Source organism: Paraburkholderia dilworthii, from assembly GCF_000472525.1.
GTDB classification, from domain to species: Bacteria; Pseudomonadota; Gammaproteobacteria; order Burkholderiales; family Burkholderiaceae; genus Paraburkholderia; species Paraburkholderia dilworthii.
Genome location: NZ_AWZT01000013.1, coordinates 1 through 14292 on the forward strand (window position 1 = coordinate 1; position 14292 = coordinate 14292).

The 14292-nt window shown below is 58.1% G+C and carries 28 protein-coding genes; all 28 read left to right on the forward strand.

The annotated features are described in order from the left end of the window. Positions 1-991, forward strand: a 991-nt coding sequence (tuf, locus tag F759_RS0113740) for an elongation factor Tu (protein WP_027800366.1), incomplete at its 5' end; no start/stop codon positions are given. A 157-nt stretch (positions 992-1148) separates the two neighbouring features. Next, positions 1149-1460, forward strand: coding sequence for a 30S ribosomal protein S10 (gene rpsJ / locus F759_RS0113745; RefSeq protein ID WP_006998489.1), 312 nt, complete (start codon positions 1149-1151; stop codon positions 1458-1460). Positions 1461-1661: 201 nt separating this feature from the next. Beyond that, on the forward strand, positions 1662-2321 hold the full coding sequence (rplC, locus tag F759_RS0113750; protein ID WP_027800367.1) for a 50S ribosomal protein L3: 660 nt from the start codon (positions 1662-1664) through the stop codon (positions 2319-2321). Next, a complete protein-coding gene (gene rplD / locus F759_RS0113755; protein ID WP_007180136.1) occupies positions 2321-2941 on the forward strand; it encodes a 50S ribosomal protein L4 in 621 nt (206 codons plus the stop codon). The genes rplC and rplD overlap by 1 nt, the downstream gene beginning before the upstream one ends. Next, a complete protein-coding gene (rplW, locus tag F759_RS0113760; protein WP_007180135.1) occupies positions 2938-3252 on the forward strand; it encodes a 50S ribosomal protein L23 in 315 nt (104 codons plus the stop codon). Before rplD ends, rplW begins: the two co-directional genes overlap by 4 nt. 2 nt (positions 3253-3254) lie before the next feature. Continuing rightward, on the forward strand, positions 3255-4082 hold the full coding sequence (rplB, locus tag F759_RS0113765; RefSeq protein WP_025601735.1) for a 50S ribosomal protein L2: 828 nt from the start codon (positions 3255-3257) through the stop codon (positions 4080-4082). A 10-nt stretch (positions 4083-4092) separates the two neighbouring features. After that, positions 4093-4368: a 30S ribosomal protein S19 gene (gene rpsS / locus F759_RS0113770; protein WP_004199273.1), complete on the forward strand. Its 276-nt coding sequence runs from the start codon at positions 4093-4095 to the stop codon at positions 4366-4368. 7 nt (positions 4369-4375) lie between these two features. After that, on the forward strand, positions 4376-4708 hold the full coding sequence (gene rplV, locus F759_RS0113775; RefSeq protein ID WP_007180133.1) for a 50S ribosomal protein L22: 333 nt from the start codon (positions 4376-4378) through the stop codon (positions 4706-4708). 11 nt (positions 4709-4719) lie between these two features. After that, complete coding sequence (rpsC, locus tag F759_RS0113780; protein ID WP_027800368.1) at positions 4720-5526, forward strand: 30S ribosomal protein S3; 807 nt, start codon at positions 4720-4722, stop codon at positions 5524-5526. 2 nt (positions 5527-5528) lie between these two features. Beyond that, complete coding sequence (gene rplP, locus F759_RS0113785; protein WP_013340739.1) at positions 5529-5945, forward strand: 50S ribosomal protein L16; 417 nt, start codon at positions 5529-5531, stop codon at positions 5943-5945. A 10-nt stretch (positions 5946-5955) separates the two neighbouring features. Next, entirely contained in the window at positions 5956-6150 is a 195-nt protein-coding gene (gene rpmC, locus F759_RS0113790) for a 50S ribosomal protein L29 (protein WP_007180130.1), read from the forward strand. After that, complete coding sequence (rpsQ, locus tag F759_RS0113795; protein WP_007180129.1) at positions 6147-6419, forward strand: 30S ribosomal protein S17; 273 nt, start codon at positions 6147-6149, stop codon at positions 6417-6419. The genes rpmC and rpsQ overlap by 4 nt, the downstream gene beginning before the upstream one ends. A 290-nt stretch (positions 6420-6709) precedes the next feature. After that, on the forward strand, positions 6710-7078 hold the full coding sequence (rplN, locus tag F759_RS0113800; protein ID WP_006052212.1) for a 50S ribosomal protein L14: 369 nt from the start codon (positions 6710-6712) through the stop codon (positions 7076-7078). A gap of 9 nt (positions 7079-7087) precedes the next feature. After that, entirely contained in the window at positions 7088-7396 is a 309-nt protein-coding gene (rplX, locus tag F759_RS0113805) for a 50S ribosomal protein L24 (RefSeq protein ID WP_006052213.1), read from the forward strand. Between the two features lie 17 nt (positions 7397-7413). Next, the gene (gene rplE / locus F759_RS0113810) at positions 7414-7953 is read left to right on the forward strand and encodes a 50S ribosomal protein L5 (RefSeq protein ID WP_006052214.1); all 540 of its coding nucleotides are present in this window, start codon (positions 7414-7416) and stop codon (positions 7951-7953) included. Between the two features lie 7 nt (positions 7954-7960). Beyond that, complete coding sequence (gene rpsN, locus F759_RS0113815; protein WP_006052215.1) at positions 7961-8266, forward strand: 30S ribosomal protein S14; 306 nt, start codon at positions 7961-7963, stop codon at positions 8264-8266. A gap of 14 nt (positions 8267-8280) precedes the next feature. Continuing rightward, positions 8281-8676, forward strand: coding sequence for a 30S ribosomal protein S8 (rpsH, locus tag F759_RS0113820; RefSeq protein WP_006052216.1), 396 nt, complete (start codon positions 8281-8283; stop codon positions 8674-8676). Positions 8677-8694: 18 nt separating this feature from the next. Further along, positions 8695-9225 carry a 50S ribosomal protein L6 gene (gene rplF / locus F759_RS0113825; protein ID WP_006052217.1) on the forward strand — a complete coding sequence of 177 codons (531 nt, stop codon included), beginning with the start codon at positions 8695-8697 and terminating at the stop codon, positions 9223-9225. A 12-nt stretch (positions 9226-9237) separates the two neighbouring features. Next, positions 9238-9603, forward strand: coding sequence for a 50S ribosomal protein L18 (rplR, locus tag F759_RS0113830; protein ID WP_027800369.1), 366 nt, complete (start codon positions 9238-9240; stop codon positions 9601-9603). Between the two features lie 14 nt (positions 9604-9617). Continuing rightward, complete coding sequence (gene rpsE / locus F759_RS0113835; protein WP_013340735.1) at positions 9618-10136, forward strand: 30S ribosomal protein S5; 519 nt, start codon at positions 9618-9620, stop codon at positions 10134-10136. Positions 10137-10146: 10 nt separating this feature from the next. Continuing rightward, positions 10147-10329, forward strand: a complete 183-nt coding sequence (gene rpmD / locus F759_RS0113840) for a 50S ribosomal protein L30 (RefSeq protein ID WP_007180126.1) — start codon at positions 10147-10149, stop codon at positions 10327-10329. Positions 10330-10358: 29 nt separating this feature from the next. Next, positions 10359-10793 (forward strand): 50S ribosomal protein L15, encoded by a 435-nt coding sequence (rplO, locus tag F759_RS0113845; protein ID WP_027800370.1) that lies wholly within the window; start codon positions 10359-10361, stop codon positions 10791-10793. A 46-nt stretch (positions 10794-10839) separates the two neighbouring features. Continuing rightward, positions 10840-12186, forward strand: coding sequence for a preprotein translocase subunit SecY (secY, locus tag F759_RS0113850; protein WP_027800371.1), 1347 nt, complete (start codon positions 10840-10842; stop codon positions 12184-12186). Positions 12187-12194: 8 nt separating this feature from the next. Next, the gene (gene infA, locus F759_RS0113855) at positions 12195-12413 is read left to right on the forward strand and encodes a translation initiation factor IF-1 (protein WP_004521905.1); all 219 of its coding nucleotides are present in this window, start codon (positions 12195-12197) and stop codon (positions 12411-12413) included. A 20-nt stretch (positions 12414-12433) separates the two neighbouring features. After that, complete coding sequence (rpmJ, locus tag F759_RS0113860) at positions 12434-12550, forward strand: 50S ribosomal protein L36 (RefSeq protein ID WP_004199844.1); 117 nt, start codon at positions 12434-12436, stop codon at positions 12548-12550. 42 nt (positions 12551-12592) lie between these two features. Further along, on the forward strand, positions 12593-12958 hold the full coding sequence (rpsM, locus tag F759_RS0113865) for a 30S ribosomal protein S13 (RefSeq protein ID WP_012434566.1): 366 nt from the start codon (positions 12593-12595) through the stop codon (positions 12956-12958). Between the two features lie 28 nt (positions 12959-12986). Then, a complete protein-coding gene (rpsK, locus tag F759_RS0113870; protein ID WP_006052224.1) occupies positions 12987-13391 on the forward strand; it encodes a 30S ribosomal protein S11 in 405 nt (134 codons plus the stop codon). A gap of 156 nt (positions 13392-13547) precedes the next feature. Then, complete coding sequence (gene rpsD / locus F759_RS0113875; RefSeq protein ID WP_027800372.1) at positions 13548-14171, forward strand: 30S ribosomal protein S4; 624 nt, start codon at positions 13548-13550, stop codon at positions 14169-14171. Positions 14172-14292 lie beyond the last annotated feature (121 nt).

A 14292-nucleotide genomic window follows, 5' to 3' on the forward strand; every position in this document is an offset into this window, starting at 1 on the left:
CGTCGAGTACGAAACGGCTAACCGCCACTACGCGCACGTTGACTGCCCGGGCCACGCTGACTATGTGAAGAACATGATCACGGGCGCCGCACAGATGGACGGCGCGATCCTGGTGTGCTCGGCCGCTGACGGCCCGATGCCGCAAACGCGTGAGCACATCCTGCTGGCGCGTCAGGTCGGTGTGCCGTACATCATCGTNTTCCTGAACAAGTGCGACATGGTGGACGACGCCGAGCTGCTGGAGCTGGTCGAGATGGAAGTGCGCGAGCTTCTGTCGAAGTACGACTTCCCGGGCGACGACACGCCGATCATCAAGGGTTCGGCGAAGCTGGCGCTGGAAGGCGACAAGGGCGAGCTGGGCGAAGTGGCGATCATGAATCTGGCCGACGCGCTGGACACGTACATCCCGACGCCGGAGCGCGCAGTGGATGGCGCGTTCCTGATGCCGGTGGAAGACGTGTTCTCGATCTCGGGTCGCGGCACGGTGGTGACGGGTCGCGTTGAGCGCGGCGTCGTGAAGGTCGGCGAGGAAATCGAGATCGTTGGTATCAAGCCGACGGTGAAGACGACCTGCACGGGCGTGGAAATGTTCCGCAAGCTGCTCGACCAGGGTCAGGCGGGCGACAACGTCGGTATCCTGCTGCGCGGCACGAAGCGCGAAGACGTGGAGCGTGGCCAGGTGCTGGCCAAGCCGGGTTCGATCAACCCGCATACGCACTTCACGGCTGAGGTGTACGTGCTGAGCAAGGACGAAGGCGGCCGTCACACGCCGTTCTTCAACAACTATCGTCCGCAGTTTTACTTCCGTACGACGGACGTGACGGGCTCGATCGAGTTGCCGAAGGACAAGGAAATGGTCATGCCGGGCGACAACGTGTCGATCACGGTGAAACTGATCAATCCGATCGCGATGGAAGAAGGTCTGCGCTTCGCTATCCGCGAAGGTGGCCGTACCGTCGGCGCAGGTGTGGTTGCCAAGATTCTCGAGTAAAATCGCAGATTGACTTTGCTTTAGGTGGCGCCCGGAGCCGGGCGCCTGTCGATAGGAGTTAGCGCTTCACAACGCTTACTTCTATCTCATGCCCGGCTCTACGTTCTTTTACTATCTGGCGGCGCAATACCGCCTCGCTCTTTTCCAAGGAATTGTCATGCAGAACCAGAAAATCCGTATTCGCCTTAAGGCTTTCGACTATCGCCTGATCGATCAATCGGCTGCTGAAATCGTCGACACCGCGAAGCGGACTGGCGCAATCGTTCGTGGTCCGGTGCCCCTGCCGACTCGCATTCAACGTTTCGACATCCTTCGTTCGCCGCACGTCAACAAGACGTCGCGCGATCAGCTCGAAATCCGTACGCACCAACGCCTGATGGACATCGTCGATCCGACGGACAAGACCGTCGACGCGCTGATGAAGCTGGACCTGCCGGCTGGCGTGGACGTCGAAATCAAGCTGCAATAAGGCTCCCAAACGTTACCCAGCTTGTCGGGCAACGCTAAGTCTTTGATTGCTTGCGAAAAACGAAAAGCCTCGCTATAATGCAAGGCTTTTCGCGCATTTGCGCAAAAAAGTCGGTGTGCTGCAGCATGATTTCATGCCCGAAACGGCACCGGCATTTTGTAAATTAGCCCCGACCAATCGCAGTCGGGAATGGAGAAAACGATGAGCCTTGGACTCGTAGGTCGCAAGGTTGGCATGACCCGTATCTTCACGGCAGAAGGGGATTCGATTCCCGTTACCGTGCTGGACGTGTCCGACAACCGCGTGACGCAGATCAAGACTGTTGAAACCGACGGCTACACGGCCGTGCAGGTTGCATTCGGTACGCGCCGTGCATCGCGTGTGACGAAGCCGTTGGCCGGTCATCTCGCCAAAGCCGGTGTTCAAGCCGGTGAAATCCTCAAAGAATTCCAGATCGACGCCGCTAAGGCTGCCGAGTTGTCGAGCGGCACCGTGGTCGGTCCTGACCTGTTCGAAGTAGGCCAGAAGGTCGACGTGCAAGGCGTGTCGATCGGTAAGGGCTACGCCGGTACCATCAAGCGTTACAACTTCGCATCCGGCCGTGCATCGCACGGTAACTCGCGCTCGCACAACGTGCCGGGCTCGATCGGTATGGCGCAGGATCCGGGTCGTGTTTTCCCGGGTAAGCGCATGACCGGTCACATGGGTGACGACACGGTAACGGTGCAAAACCTCGAAATCGCTCGTATCGACGCTGACCGCAAGCTGTTGTTGGTCAAGGGCGCCGTTCCGGGTGCGAAGGGTGGCAAGGTATTCGTTACGCCGGCCGTGAAGACGCGTGCCGTGAAAGGAGCGAAATAATGGAACTTAAGCTCCTGAATGCCAATGGTCAGGAAGGCGCAGGCGTTAGCGCGTCGGACGTCGTGTTCGGCCGCGATTACAACGAAGCCCTGATTCACCAGGTGGTGGTTGCGTATCAAGCGAATGCCCGTAGCGGCAACCGCGCGCAGAAGGATCGTGAGCAGGTCAAGCACACGACCAAGAAGCCGTGGCGCCAGAAGGGTACGGGCCGCGCCCGTGCCGGTATGTCGTCGAGCCCCTTGTGGCGTGGCGGTGGCCGGATTTTCCCGAATTCGCCGGAAGAAAACTTTTCGCACAAGGTCAACAAGAAGATGCATCGCGCAGGGCTCTGCTCGATCTTCTCGCAGCTGGCCCGCGAAGGCCGCATCTCGGTGGTCGACGAGCTGACGCTCGAAGCACCGAAGACCAAGCTGCTGGCCGAAAAATTCAAGGCGATGGGTCTCGACTCCGTGCTGGTGATTACCGACACGGTTGACGAAAACCTGTACCTCGCGTCGCGCAACCTCGCCCATGTGGCGGTTGTCGAGCCGCGTTACGCCGACCCGCTGTCGCTGATCTACTTCAAGAAGATCCTGATCACGAAGGCTGCGGTCGCCCAGATCGAGGAGTTGCTGTCATGAGCGAGATTCGCAAAAACGATCATCGTTTGATGCAGGTCCTGCTCGCGCCGGTGATCTCCGAAAAGGCGACGCTGGTGGCCGACAAGAACGAGCAGGTTGTGTTCGAAGTCGCGCCCGATGCCACGAAGCAGGAAGTGAAAGCTGCAGTCGAGCTGCTGTTCAAGGTGGAAGTCAATTCCGTCAACGTGCTGGTCTCGAAAGGCAAAGCCAAGCGCTTTGGCCGCTTCATGGGCAAGCGCAAGGACGTGAAGAAGGCGTATGTCTGCCTGAAGCCCGGCCAGGAAATCAACTTTGAAGCGGAGGCCAAGTAATCATGGCAATCGTTAAAGTTAAGCCGACTTCGCCGGGTCGCCGCGCGATGGTCAAGGTGGTCAACAAGGATCTGTACAAGGGCAAGCCGTTCGCACCGCTGCTCGACTCGCAGTCCTCGACCGCCGGCCGTAACAATAATGGCCACATCACCACGCGTCATAAGGGTGGTGGCCACAAGCATCACTATCGTGTCGTCGATTTCCGTCGCAACAAGGACGGTATCGCAGCGAAGGTCGAACGCCTCGAATACGATCCGAACCGTAGCGCGAACATCGCGCTGGTTCTGTACGCAGATGGCGAGCGCCGCTACATCATCGCTCCGAAGGGGCTCACCGTCGGTCAGCAACTGATGTCGGGTTCGGAAGCGCCGATTCGCGCAGGCAACACGCTGCCGATCCGCAACATCCCGGTCGGTACGACGATCCACTGCATCGAAATGCTGCCGGGCAAGGGCGCGCAAATGGCGCGTTCGGCTGGTACGTCGGCGATGTTGCTGGCTCGTGAAGGCATCTACGCACAGGTCCGCCTGCGCTCGGGTGAAATCCGCCGCGTCCACGTTGAGTGCCGCGCGACGATTGGTGAAGTTGGCAACGAAGAGCATAGCCTCCGTCAAATCGGTAAGGCTGGCGCGAATCGCTGGCGCGGTATCCGCCCGACGGTGCGCGGCGTTGCAATGAACCCGGTCGATCACCCGCACGGCGGTGGTGAAGGCAAGACGGCTGCAGGTCGCGATCCGGTGAGCCCGTGGGGCACGCCTGCTAAGGGTTATCGCACCCGCAGCAACAAGCGCACGACGAGCATGATCGTCCAGCGCCGTCACAAGCGTTAAGGAGTAGGCAATGGCACGTTCTGTAAAAAAAGGTCCGTTCTGCGACGCCCATTTGCTGAAGAAAGTTGAGGCGGCAGCAGCTTCGCGGGATAAGAAGCCGATCAAAACCTGGTCGCGTCGCTCGACGATCCTCCCGGATTTCATCGGTCTGACGATCGCCGTTCATAACGGCCGTCAACACGTTCCGGTGTATATCTCGGAAAACATGGTCGGCCACAAGCTTGGCGAGTTTGCATTGACCCGTACGTTCAAGGGTCACGCAGCCGACAAGAAGGCTAAGAAATAAGGGGCTCATGATGGAAGTGAAAGCAATTCATCGCGGTGCCCGCATCTCGGCGCAGAAAACGCGCCTTGTGGCTGACCAGATCCGCGGTTTGCCGGTCGACAAGGCGCTGAACGTTCTGACGTTCTCGCCGAAGAAGGCTGCGGGAATCGTGAAAAAGGTCGTGCTGTCGGCGATCGCGAATGCGGAGCATAACGAAGGCGCCGATATCGATGAGCTCAAGATCACGAGCATCTACATCGACAAGGCTGCGTCGCTCAAGCGTTTCACCGCGCGCGCTAAAGGCCGCGGTAACCGCATCGAGAAGCAATCCTGTCACATCACTGTGACGGTCGGGAATTAAGGGGTCATACGATGGGACAGAAAATTCATCCGACTGGCTTCCGTTTGGCCGTCAGCCGCAATTGGGCGTCGCGTTGGTACGCGAACAACAACAATTTCGCGACGATGTTGCAGGAAGACATCGGTGTTCGTGAATACCTGAAGAAGAAGCTGAAGAACGCTTCGGTTGGTCGCGTCGTTATCGAGCGTCCGGCGAAAAACGCGCGCATCACGATTTATAGCTCGCGTCCGGGTGTGGTCATTGGTAAGAAGGGCGAGGATATCGAACTGCTGAAGTCGGAACTGCAACGCCGCATGGGCGTTCCGGTCCACGTCAACATCGAAGAAATCCGCAAGCCGGAAACCGATGCGCAACTGATCGCGGATTCGATCACGCAACAACTCGAGCGCCGGATCATGTTCCGCCGCGCGATGAAGCGTGCGATGCAAAACGCAATGCGTCTGGGTGCTCAAGGCATCAAGATCATGAGCGCTGGCCGCCTGAACGGTATCGAAATCGCCCGTACGGAATGGTATCGCGAAGGTCGCGTGCCGCTTCATACGCTGCGTGCTGATATCGACTACGCAACGTCGGAAGCGAAGACGACGTACGGCATCATCGGCGTGAAGGTGTGGGTCTACAAGGGCGACACGCTCGGCCGCAACGACGCACCGGTGGTTGAAGAAGTCGCCGAAGAAAAGCGTCCTCGCCGCAACGCACGTCCGGGTGGCGATCGCCGTCCGCGTCGCGATGGTGAAGGTGGTGGCCCGGCAGGTGCACGCCGTGGCGCTCCTCGTCGTGCTGGCGGTGCCGGCGGCGACGGGAAGACTGGAGAATAACGATGCTGCAACCGAAACGCAGAAAGTATCGCAAAGAGCAGAAGGGTCGTAACACCGGTGTGGCTACCCGCGGCAACGCGGTGTCGTTCGGTGAGTTCGGCCTGAAGGCTATCGGTCGTGGTCGCTTGACCGCGCGCCAGATTGAAGCGGCACGTCGTGCAATGACGCGTCACATCAAGCGTGGTGGCCGCATCTGGATCCGCATCTTCCCGGACAAGCCGATCTCGCACAAGCCGGCTGAAGTACGTATGGGTAACGGTAAGGGTAACCCTGAGTACTACGTCGCAGAGATTCAACCGGGCAAGATGCTGTACGAAATGGACGGCGTAACCGAAGAGCTGGCACGCGAAGCGTTCCGTCTGGCTGCAGCTAAGCTGCCGCTGAAGACGACGTTTATCGTGCGTCAGCTCGGCGCCTAAGGAGCAAATGATGAAGGCTTCCGAACTTCACCAGAAAGATCAGGCCGCGCTCAACAAGGAGCTGTCGGACCTGTTGAAGGCGCAATTCGGCCTGCGCATGCAACTCGCGACCCAGCAGCTCACGAATACGAGCCAGCTGAAGAAGGTCCGTCGCGACATCGCACGTGTGCGGACCGTCCTGACTGAGAAGGCGAACCAGAAATGAACGATAGCGTAAAAACCTCGCTCAAGCGGACGCTGGTCGGCAAGGTCGTCAGCAACAAGATGGACAAGACGGTCACCGTGCTGGTCGAGCACCGCGTGAAGCACCCGATCTACGGCAAGTACGTTGTGCGTTCGAAGAAGTACCACGCGCACGACGATGCGAACACGTACAACGAGGGTGATCTCGTTGAAATCCAGGAAACGCGTCCGATTTCGAAGACGAAAGCTTGGGTTGTGGCTCGCCTGGTCGAGGCTGCTCGCGTCATCTGACGCCGCAAAGTTGTAGAAGTAATTGAAATCGCAGTAAGTTTCGCTTGCAAGGCCGGGATTATTTGTTATAATCTCGGTCTTCCCTCTTTTATGGGAGCCCCGTCGCGGGCGAAGTTGGTGGGGGAAGCGGTTCAGGCGCCAGTCTGTTCCGAAGGATTCACCGGATTGCGATGGCGGGTTTCGTTTGCCGTCGCTGCTGTTCTAACCCAAGCAGCCGATTGGCTGACGGGACCAAGACTGACCGGGTACGCCATGGTGGTGTGACCGGATTAAGTTGGGAAAGATAAACCATGATCCAGACCGAAACTCGGCTTGAAGTGGCCGACAACACGGGTGCGCGTGAAGTCATGTGCATCAAGGTGCTCGGCGGCTCGAAGCGTCGTTATGCCAGCATTGGCGACATCATCAAGGTGACCGTCAAAGAAGCAACGCCGCGCGGGCGCGTGAAGAAAGGCGAAATTTATAACGCCGTGGTGGTTCGTACCGCCAAGGGCGTGCGCCGTCAGGACGGCTCGCTGATCAAGTTCGATGGCAATGCCGCAGTGTTGTTGAATGCCAAGCTCGAACCTATTGGCACCCGTATTTTCGGGCCTGTCACGCGCGAGTTGCGCAGCGAACGATTCATGAAGATCGTTTCGTTGGCACCTGAAGTGCTGTAAGGAGTCGCGATGAACAAGATTCGCAAAGGTGACGAAGTTATCGTCATCACCGGCAAAGATAAAGGCAAGCGCGGCGTCGTGCTGTCCGTTGGCGAAGGCAAAGTGATTGTCGAGGGTATCAACCTCGTCAAGAAACACGTCAAGCCGAACCCGATGAAGGGTACGACGGGCGGTGTGGAAGCCAAGACGATGCCGCTGCAAATTTCGAACGTCGCATTGGTCGACGCGAATGGCAAGGCGTCGCGTGTAGGCATCAAGGTCGAAGGAGACAAGAAAGTCCGTTTCCTTAAGACGACCGGTGCCGAGCTGAGCGCCTGACGCTGCGGAGTAAAAAAATGGCTCGTTTGCAAGAGTTTTACAAAGAGAAGGTTGTACCCGGCCTCATCGAGAAGTTCGGTTACAAGTCCGTGATGGAAGTGCCGCGCATCACCAAGATCACCCTGAACATGGGCCTTGGCGAAGCGGTTGCTGACAAGAAGATCATCGAAAACGCCGTTGGAGATCTGACGAAGATCGCAGGCCAGAAGCCGGTGATCACGAAGGCACGCAAGGCAATCGCTGGCTTCAAGATCCGTCAGGGCTATCCGATCGGTGCAATGGTCACGTTACGTGGTCAGGCAATGTACGAATTTCTGGACCGTTTCGTGACGGTCGCGCTCCCCCGTGTGCGTGACTTCCGTGGCGTGTCGGGTCGTGCGTTCGATGGTCGCGGCAACTACAACATCGGTGTGAAAGAGCAGATCATTTTCCCCGAAATCGACTACGACAAGATCGACGCACTGCGTGGGCTGAACATCAGCATCACGACGACTGCGAAGACCGACGACGAAGCAAAGGCTCTGCTCGCCAGCTTCAAGTTCCCGTTCAGAAACTGAGGTTACCGTGGCTAAACTGGCACTGATCGAACGTGAAAAGAAGCGGGCTCGCCTCGCTGCTAAGTACGCGCCTAAGCGTGCAGAGTTGAAGGCGATCATTGGCGATATGAGCAAGTCGGACGAAGAGCATTACGCAGCACGTCTGGAATTGCAACAACTGCCGCGCAACTCTAACCCGACCCGTAAGCGCAATCGTTGCGCGATTACTGGTCGCCCGCGCGGTACGTTCCGTAAATTCGGGCTGGCGCGTAACAAGATTCGCGAAATCGCGTTCCGCGGCGAGATCCCTGGCCTGACCAAGGCGAGCTGGTAATAGGAGAAACGTAAATGAGCATGAGTGATCCTATCGCCGATATGCTGACTCGCATCCGCAACGCGCAGATGGTTGAGAAAGTTTCGGTGACAATGCCCTCGTCGAAAGTCAAGGTTGCGATTGCGCAGGTCCTGAAGGACGAAGGCTATATCGATGATTTCGCAGTGAAGTCCGAAGGTGCGAAGTCTGAATTGAATATCGTGTTGAAGTACTACGCTGGCCGTCCGGTTATTGAGCGCATTGAACGCGTCTCCAAGCCCGGTCTGCGTGTGTACCGCGGCCGTAACGACATTCCCGTGGTCATGAATGGCCTCGGCGTGGCAATCGTGTCGACGCCGAAGGGCGTGATGACGGACCGCAAGGCGCGCGCAACGGGCGTTGGCGGCGAAGTCATCTGCTACGTCGCTTAAGGCCGAAAGGAGAGAAACATGTCTCGAGTAGGTAAAAGCCCGATCGCGCTGCAAGGCGCAGAAGTGGCCCTGAGCGACGATCGCATTACCGTCAAGGGCCCGCTGGGTACGATTACGCAGGCGGCTAACCGCCTCGTGAAAGTGGTGAACGACAACGGCATTCTGAAGATCGAGCCGGTTGACGAAAGCCGCGAAGCGAATGCGATGTCGGGCACGATGCGCGCACTGGTGGCGAACATGGTGAACGGCGTGACGAAGGGTTTCGAGCGCAAGCTGACGCTGGTTGGCGTCGGTTATCGCGCGCAGGCGCAAGGCGACAAGCTGAACCTGTCGCTGGGTTTCTCGCACCCCGTGGTGCACCAGATGCCGGAAGGCGTGAAGGCTGAAACCCCGTCGCAAACCGAAATCGTGATCAAGGGAATCGACAAGCAGAAAGTTGGCCAGGTCGCTGCAGAAGTGCGCGGCTATCGTCCGCCGGAGCCCTATAAGGGCAAGGGTGTGCGCTACGCCAACGAGGTCGTGATCCTCAAAGAAACGAAGAAGAAGTAAGGGTGCGCAATCATGGATAAGACTCAATCTCGCCTGCGCCGCGCTCGTCAGACGCGTGTCAAGATCGCTGAGCTGCAGGTCGCGCGTCTCGCCGTGCATCGCACGAACACGCACATCTATGCGCAAGTGTTCTCGCCGTGCGGCACCAAGGTGCTCGCCAGTGCGTCGACGCTCGAGGCCGAAGTGCGTGCGCAACTCGCTGATCAAACGGGCAAGGGCGGCAACGTCGCTGCTGCTACGCTGATTGGCAAGCGCATCGCAGAAAAGGCTAAGGCTGCCGGCATCGAATCCGTCGCCTTCGACCGTTCGGGTTTCCGTTACCACGGCCGCGTGAAAGCGCTGGCTGATGCGGCGCGCGAAGCCGGACTCAAGTTCTAAGGGAAGAATTCGTCATGGCAAAGATGCAAGCGAAAGTTCAGGCTGACGAACGCGACGACGGCCTGCGCGAAAAGATGATTTCGGTCAACCGCGTGACCAAGGTCGTGAAGGGTGGCCGTATTCTCGGTTTCGCCGCACTGACCGTGGTTGGCGACGGTGATGGCCGCGTCGGTATGGGCAAGGGCAAGGCGAAGGAAGTGCCTGTCGCTGTCCAGAAGGCGATGGAACAAGCCCGCCGCAACATGTTCAAGGTGCCGCTGAAGAACGGTACCCTGCAACACGAAGTGCATGGTAAGCACGGCGCATCGATGGTCCTCCTCGCTCCGGCGAAGGACGGTACCGGTGTGATCGCTGGCGGCCCGATGCGCGCAGTGTTCGACGTGATGGGCGTGCAGAACGTTGTGGCCAAGAGCCACGGTTCGACGAACCCGTACAACCTCGTTCGTGCAACGCTCGACGGTCTGCGCAAGCAGTCCACGCCGAGTGACATCGCGGCGAAGCGCGGCAAGTCCGTCGAAGATATTCTGGGCTAAGGTGGACACCATGTCTGATAAAACTGTCAAGGTCCAGCTCGTCAAGAGCCTGATCGGCACCCGCGAAACGCACCGCGCAACGGTGCGTGGCCTGGGTCTGCGCCGACTCAACTCGGTTAGCGAGTTGCAGGACACGCCGGCCGTGCGCGGCATGATCAACAAGGTTTCGTACCTCGTTAAGGTCATCAGCTAAGCGGCTGACCAGGACTCAAGGAGTTGATAATGGAATTGAATAACCTGAAGCCGGCTGAAGGCGCGAAGCACGCAAAGCGTCGCGTTGGTCGCGGCATCGGCTCCGGCCTCGGCAAGACCGCCGGCCGTGGTCACAAGGGGCAGAAGTCGCGTTCGGGCGGCTTTCACAAGGTTGGCTTCGAAGGCGGCCAAATGCCGCTGCAACGTCGCCTGCCGAAGCGTGGCTTCACCTCGCTGACGAAGGAATTCGTCGGTGAAGTGCGTCTCTCCGATCTGGAAAAGCTGCCGGTCGACGAGGTCGACCTGTTGGCTCTAAAGCAAGCCGGTCTGGTTGGCGAGCTGATCAGGAGCGCCAAGATCATCGCGACGGGGGAACTCAAGCGCAAGATCGTTGTGAAGGGTCTGGGTGCGACGAAAGGTGCGCGCGCTGCTATCGAAGCAGCCGGCGGCTCTTTTGCCGAGTAACGCGCAAGTTATTTGCCGTCACTAGCATTTGCATCGGAGAAGGTACTTGGCTAACAGCCCGAGTCTCGCAAAACCCGGTCGCAGCGCGGCGAAGTTTGGCGATCTGCGTCGGCGGGCAGTGTTTCTGCTGCTGGCGCTGATCGTCTACCGTATCGGCGCGCACATTCCGGTGCCGGGTATCGACCCGGACCAGCTGGCAAAGTTGTTCCAGAGCCAGTCGGGCGGCATCCTTGGCATGTTTAACATGTTTTCGGGTGGCGCGCTTTCGCGGTTCACGATTTTCGCGCTCGGGATCATGCCGTATATCTCGGCGTCGATCATCATGCAGTTGCTGGCTATTGTTTCGCCGCAGCTGGAAGCGCTGAAAAAGGAAGGGCAGGCGGGGCAGCGGAAGATCACGCAGTACACGCGTATCTTCACGGTCTTGCTGGCAACGTTCCAGGCATTCGGCATTGCCGTGGCATTGGAAAATCAGCCGGCTCTGGTGATCGATCCGGGAATGGTGTTTCGGTTGACGACGGTCGTGACGCTGGTGACAGGCACGATGTTCCTGATGTGGCTTGGTGAGCAGATCACGGAGCGCGGGCTTGGCAACGGTATCTCGATCATCATTTTCGGCGGCATTGCAGCGGGTTTCCCGAATGCAATCGGTGGTCTTTTCGAACTGGTGCGAACCGGCTCGATGAGCATCATCTCGGCGATTATCGTCGTCGCGCTGATCGCTGCTGTGACGTATCTGGTGGTGTTCATCGAACGTGGCCAGCGCAAGATTCTTGTGAACTACGCCAAGCGGCAAGTCGGTAACAAGATTTACGGCGGCCAGTCCTCGCATTTGCCGCTGAAGTTGAACATGTCGGGCGTGATTCCGCCGATCTTTGCATCGTCGATCATTCTCTTCCCGGCAACCATTCTGAACTGGTTCAGTTCGGGGTCGCGTACCAGCTGGTTCGCAGACACACTGCACAACGTGGCCGAAGCCATTAAGCCCGGCCAACCCGTGTACGTGTTGCTGTACGCGTTGGCGATCGTTTTCTTCTGCTTCTTCTACACCGCACTGGTGTTCAACAGCAGAGAGACGGCCGACAACCTGAAAAAGAGTGGCGCTTTCGTTCCTGGCATCCGCCCGGGCGATCAAACGGCGCGATATATCGACCGCATCCTGACGCGTCTGACGCTGGCCGGTGCGATCTACATCGTGTTTGTTTGTCTGCTGCCCGAGTTTCTGGTGCTGCGCTGGAACGTGCCGTTTTATTTTGGTGGAACGTCGCTGCTGATCATTGTCGTCGTCACAATGGATTTCATGGCGCAGGTGCAGTCGTACGTTATGTCGCAACAGTATGAATCGCTGCTGAAGAAAGCTAATTTCAAAGGCGGCGGCGTCCCGATGCGTTGAAAGGACTTATGGCCAAAGACGATGTTATCCAGATGCAGGGTGAAGTCATCGAAAACCTGCCTAACGCTACCTTTAGGGTGAAGCTGGAAAACGGCCATGTCGTATTGGGACACATATCCGGCAAGATGCGGATGCACTACATCCGAATCCTGCCGGGCGACAAGGTGACGGTTGAATTGACGCCTTACGATCTGTCGCGTGCGCGGATCGTGTTCCGGGCGAAGTGATTTGAAAAAAGGGTAATATCATGAAAGTGATGGCATCGGTTAAGCGCATTTGCCGCAATTGCAAGATCATCAAGCGCAAAGGCGTTGTGCGCGTGATTTGCAGCTCTGATCCGCGCCACAAACAGCGTCAAGGCTGAACGCCGCGCTTTTTGCTTGCGCTTTTTGTTTGAGGAAAAACAATGGCTCGTATCGCAGGGGTTAACATCCCGAATCACCAGCATACTGAAATTGGCCTGACGGCTATTTACGGTGTCGGCCGCACGCGCTCGCGCGACATTTGCGTCGCAGCTGGTGTGGCATTTTCGAAGAAGGTCAAAGACCTGAACGACGCAGACCTCGAAAAGCTGCGTGAAGAAGTCGGCAAGTTCATCGTTGAAGGCGATCTGCGCCGTGAAACGACGATGAACATCAAGCGCCTGATGGATCTCGGCTGCTACCGTGGCGTTCGGCATCGTAAGGGCTTGCCCTTGCGCGGCCAGCGTACGCGTACGAATGCCCGTACGCGCAAGGGTCCGCGTCGTGCAGCGCAATCGCTGAAGAAGTAAGCGGAACTGACAGTTACAGGAAAACGTAATGGCTAAGGCTTCGAACAACTCCGCGGCGCAACGCGTTCGCAAGAAGGTCAAGAAGAACGTCGCCGAGGGCGTGGTTCACGTTCACGCGTCGTTCAACAACACCATCATCACGATCACCGATCGTCAAGGCAATGCACTTGCCTGGGCAACGTCGGGTGGTCAGGGCTTCAAGGGTTCGCGTAAATCGACCCCGTTTGCAGCCCAGGTGGCGGCCGAATCGGCTGGCCGCGTGGCGATGGAATACGGCGTGAAGAACCTCGAAGTGCGGATTAAGGGCCCCGGTCCTGGCCGTGAGTCGGCGGTGCGCGCGTTGCATGGTCTTGGCATCAAGATCACCGCGATCTCCGACGTGACACCGGTTCCGCACAACGGCTGCCGTCCGCCGAAGCGTCGTCGTATCTAAGACGCTGTTTTCGCTAGCGCCTGTTGCCGCCGGATGTAGTAACCGGCGAAACAGGCTGCTTGCGCTATTGAATTGACTAAGCCCACTGTTCGACCCAAAGGGTTCGGACTAGCGCGGGTGCTTGCACTCGCGTGATCAATCAACGAAGGAATCAACGTGGCACGTTATATCGGCCCTAAGGCCAAGCTGTCCCGCCGTGAAGGCACTGACCTCTTCCTGAAGAGCGCCCGTCGTTCGCTCGCTGACAAGTGCAAACTCGACAGCAAGCCTGGCCAGCATGGCCGCACTTCGGGTGCACGTACGTCCGACTACGGCACGCAGCTGCGCGAAAAGCAAAAAGTGAAGCGCATCTACGGTGTTCTCGAGCGTCAATTCCGCCGTTACTTCGCTGAAGCCGACCGTCTGAAGGGCAATACGGGTGAAAACCTGCTGCAATTGCTTGAATCGCGTCTGGATAACGTCGTGTATCGCATGGGTTTCGGCTCGACGCGCGCTGAAGCGCGTCAGCTGGTGAGCCACAAGGCGATCACGGTGAACGGCGTCGTGTCGAACATCCCGTCGATGCAAGTGAAGGCTGGCGACGTTGTTGCAGTGCGCGAACAAAAGAAGAAGCAAGCGCGTATTCTCGAAGCGCTGTCGCTGGCTGAGCAAGGCGGTTTGCCGAGCTGGGTCGCTGTCGATTCGAAGAAGTTCGAAGGCACGTTCAAGTCGAAGCCGGAACGCAGCGACATCGCTGGCGATATCAACGAAAGCCTGATCGTCGAATTGTATTCGCGGTAATCGGATTAATGGCCGGGGCACCCCGATTGCGTTGCGCAAGCGGGCGTCCCGGCTGTTTATTTTCAGGTTGTTACCGGTCAGCCTTATCGGTGTAACGAGCCGAGGGTATTGAAAAGGAAAA

Excerpts from the sequence above, each read along its gene's own strand:
- rpsJ (WP_006998489.1), top strand. The coding sequence starts at position 1,149 with ATGCAGAACCAGAAAATCCGTATTCGCCTTAAGGCTTTCGACTATCGC.
- rplC (WP_027800367.1), top strand. The coding sequence starts at position 1,662 with ATGAGCCTTGGACTCGTAGGTCGCAAGGTTGGCATGACCCGTATCTTC.
- rplD (WP_007180136.1), top strand. The coding sequence starts at position 2,321 with ATGGAACTTAAGCTCCTGAATGCCAATGGTCAGGAAGGCGCAGGCGTT.
- rplW (WP_007180135.1), top strand. The coding sequence starts at position 2,938 with ATGAGCGAGATTCGCAAAAACGATCATCGTTTGATGCAGGTCCTGCTC.
- rplB (WP_025601735.1), top strand. The coding sequence starts at position 3,255 with ATGGCAATCGTTAAAGTTAAGCCGACTTCGCCGGGTCGCCGCGCGATG.
- rpsS (WP_004199273.1), top strand. The coding sequence starts at position 4,093 with ATGGCACGTTCTGTAAAAAAAGGTCCGTTCTGCGACGCCCATTTGCTG.
- rplV (WP_007180133.1), top strand. The coding sequence starts at position 4,376 with ATGATGGAAGTGAAAGCAATTCATCGCGGTGCCCGCATCTCGGCGCAG.
- rpsC (WP_027800368.1), top strand. The coding sequence starts at position 4,720 with ATGGGACAGAAAATTCATCCGACTGGCTTCCGTTTGGCCGTCAGCCGC.
- rplP (WP_013340739.1), top strand. The coding sequence starts at position 5,529 with ATGCTGCAACCGAAACGCAGAAAGTATCGCAAAGAGCAGAAGGGTCGT.
- rpmC (WP_007180130.1), top strand. The coding sequence starts at position 5,956 with ATGAAGGCTTCCGAACTTCACCAGAAAGATCAGGCCGCGCTCAACAAG.
- rpsQ (WP_007180129.1), top strand. The coding sequence starts at position 6,147 with ATGAACGATAGCGTAAAAACCTCGCTCAAGCGGACGCTGGTCGGCAAG.
- rplN (WP_006052212.1), top strand. The coding sequence starts at position 6,710 with ATGATCCAGACCGAAACTCGGCTTGAAGTGGCCGACAACACGGGTGCG.
- rplX (WP_006052213.1), top strand. The coding sequence starts at position 7,088 with ATGAACAAGATTCGCAAAGGTGACGAAGTTATCGTCATCACCGGCAAA.
- rplE (WP_006052214.1), top strand. The coding sequence starts at position 7,414 with ATGGCTCGTTTGCAAGAGTTTTACAAAGAGAAGGTTGTACCCGGCCTC.
- rpsH (WP_006052216.1), top strand. The coding sequence starts at position 8,281 with ATGAGCATGAGTGATCCTATCGCCGATATGCTGACTCGCATCCGCAAC.
- rplF (WP_006052217.1), top strand. The coding sequence starts at position 8,695 with ATGTCTCGAGTAGGTAAAAGCCCGATCGCGCTGCAAGGCGCAGAAGTG.
- rplR (WP_027800369.1), top strand. The coding sequence starts at position 9,238 with ATGGATAAGACTCAATCTCGCCTGCGCCGCGCTCGTCAGACGCGTGTC.
- rpsE (WP_013340735.1), top strand. The coding sequence starts at position 9,618 with ATGGCAAAGATGCAAGCGAAAGTTCAGGCTGACGAACGCGACGACGGC.
- rpmD (WP_007180126.1), top strand. The coding sequence starts at position 10,147 with ATGTCTGATAAAACTGTCAAGGTCCAGCTCGTCAAGAGCCTGATCGGC.
- rplO (WP_027800370.1), top strand. The coding sequence starts at position 10,359 with ATGGAATTGAATAACCTGAAGCCGGCTGAAGGCGCGAAGCACGCAAAG.
- infA (WP_004521905.1), top strand. The coding sequence starts at position 12,195 with ATGGCCAAAGACGATGTTATCCAGATGCAGGGTGAAGTCATCGAAAAC.
- rpmJ (WP_004199844.1), top strand. The coding sequence starts at position 12,434 with ATGAAAGTGATGGCATCGGTTAAGCGCATTTGCCGCAATTGCAAGATC.
- rpsM (WP_012434566.1), top strand. The coding sequence starts at position 12,593 with ATGGCTCGTATCGCAGGGGTTAACATCCCGAATCACCAGCATACTGAA.
- rpsK (WP_006052224.1), top strand. The coding sequence starts at position 12,987 with ATGGCTAAGGCTTCGAACAACTCCGCGGCGCAACGCGTTCGCAAGAAG.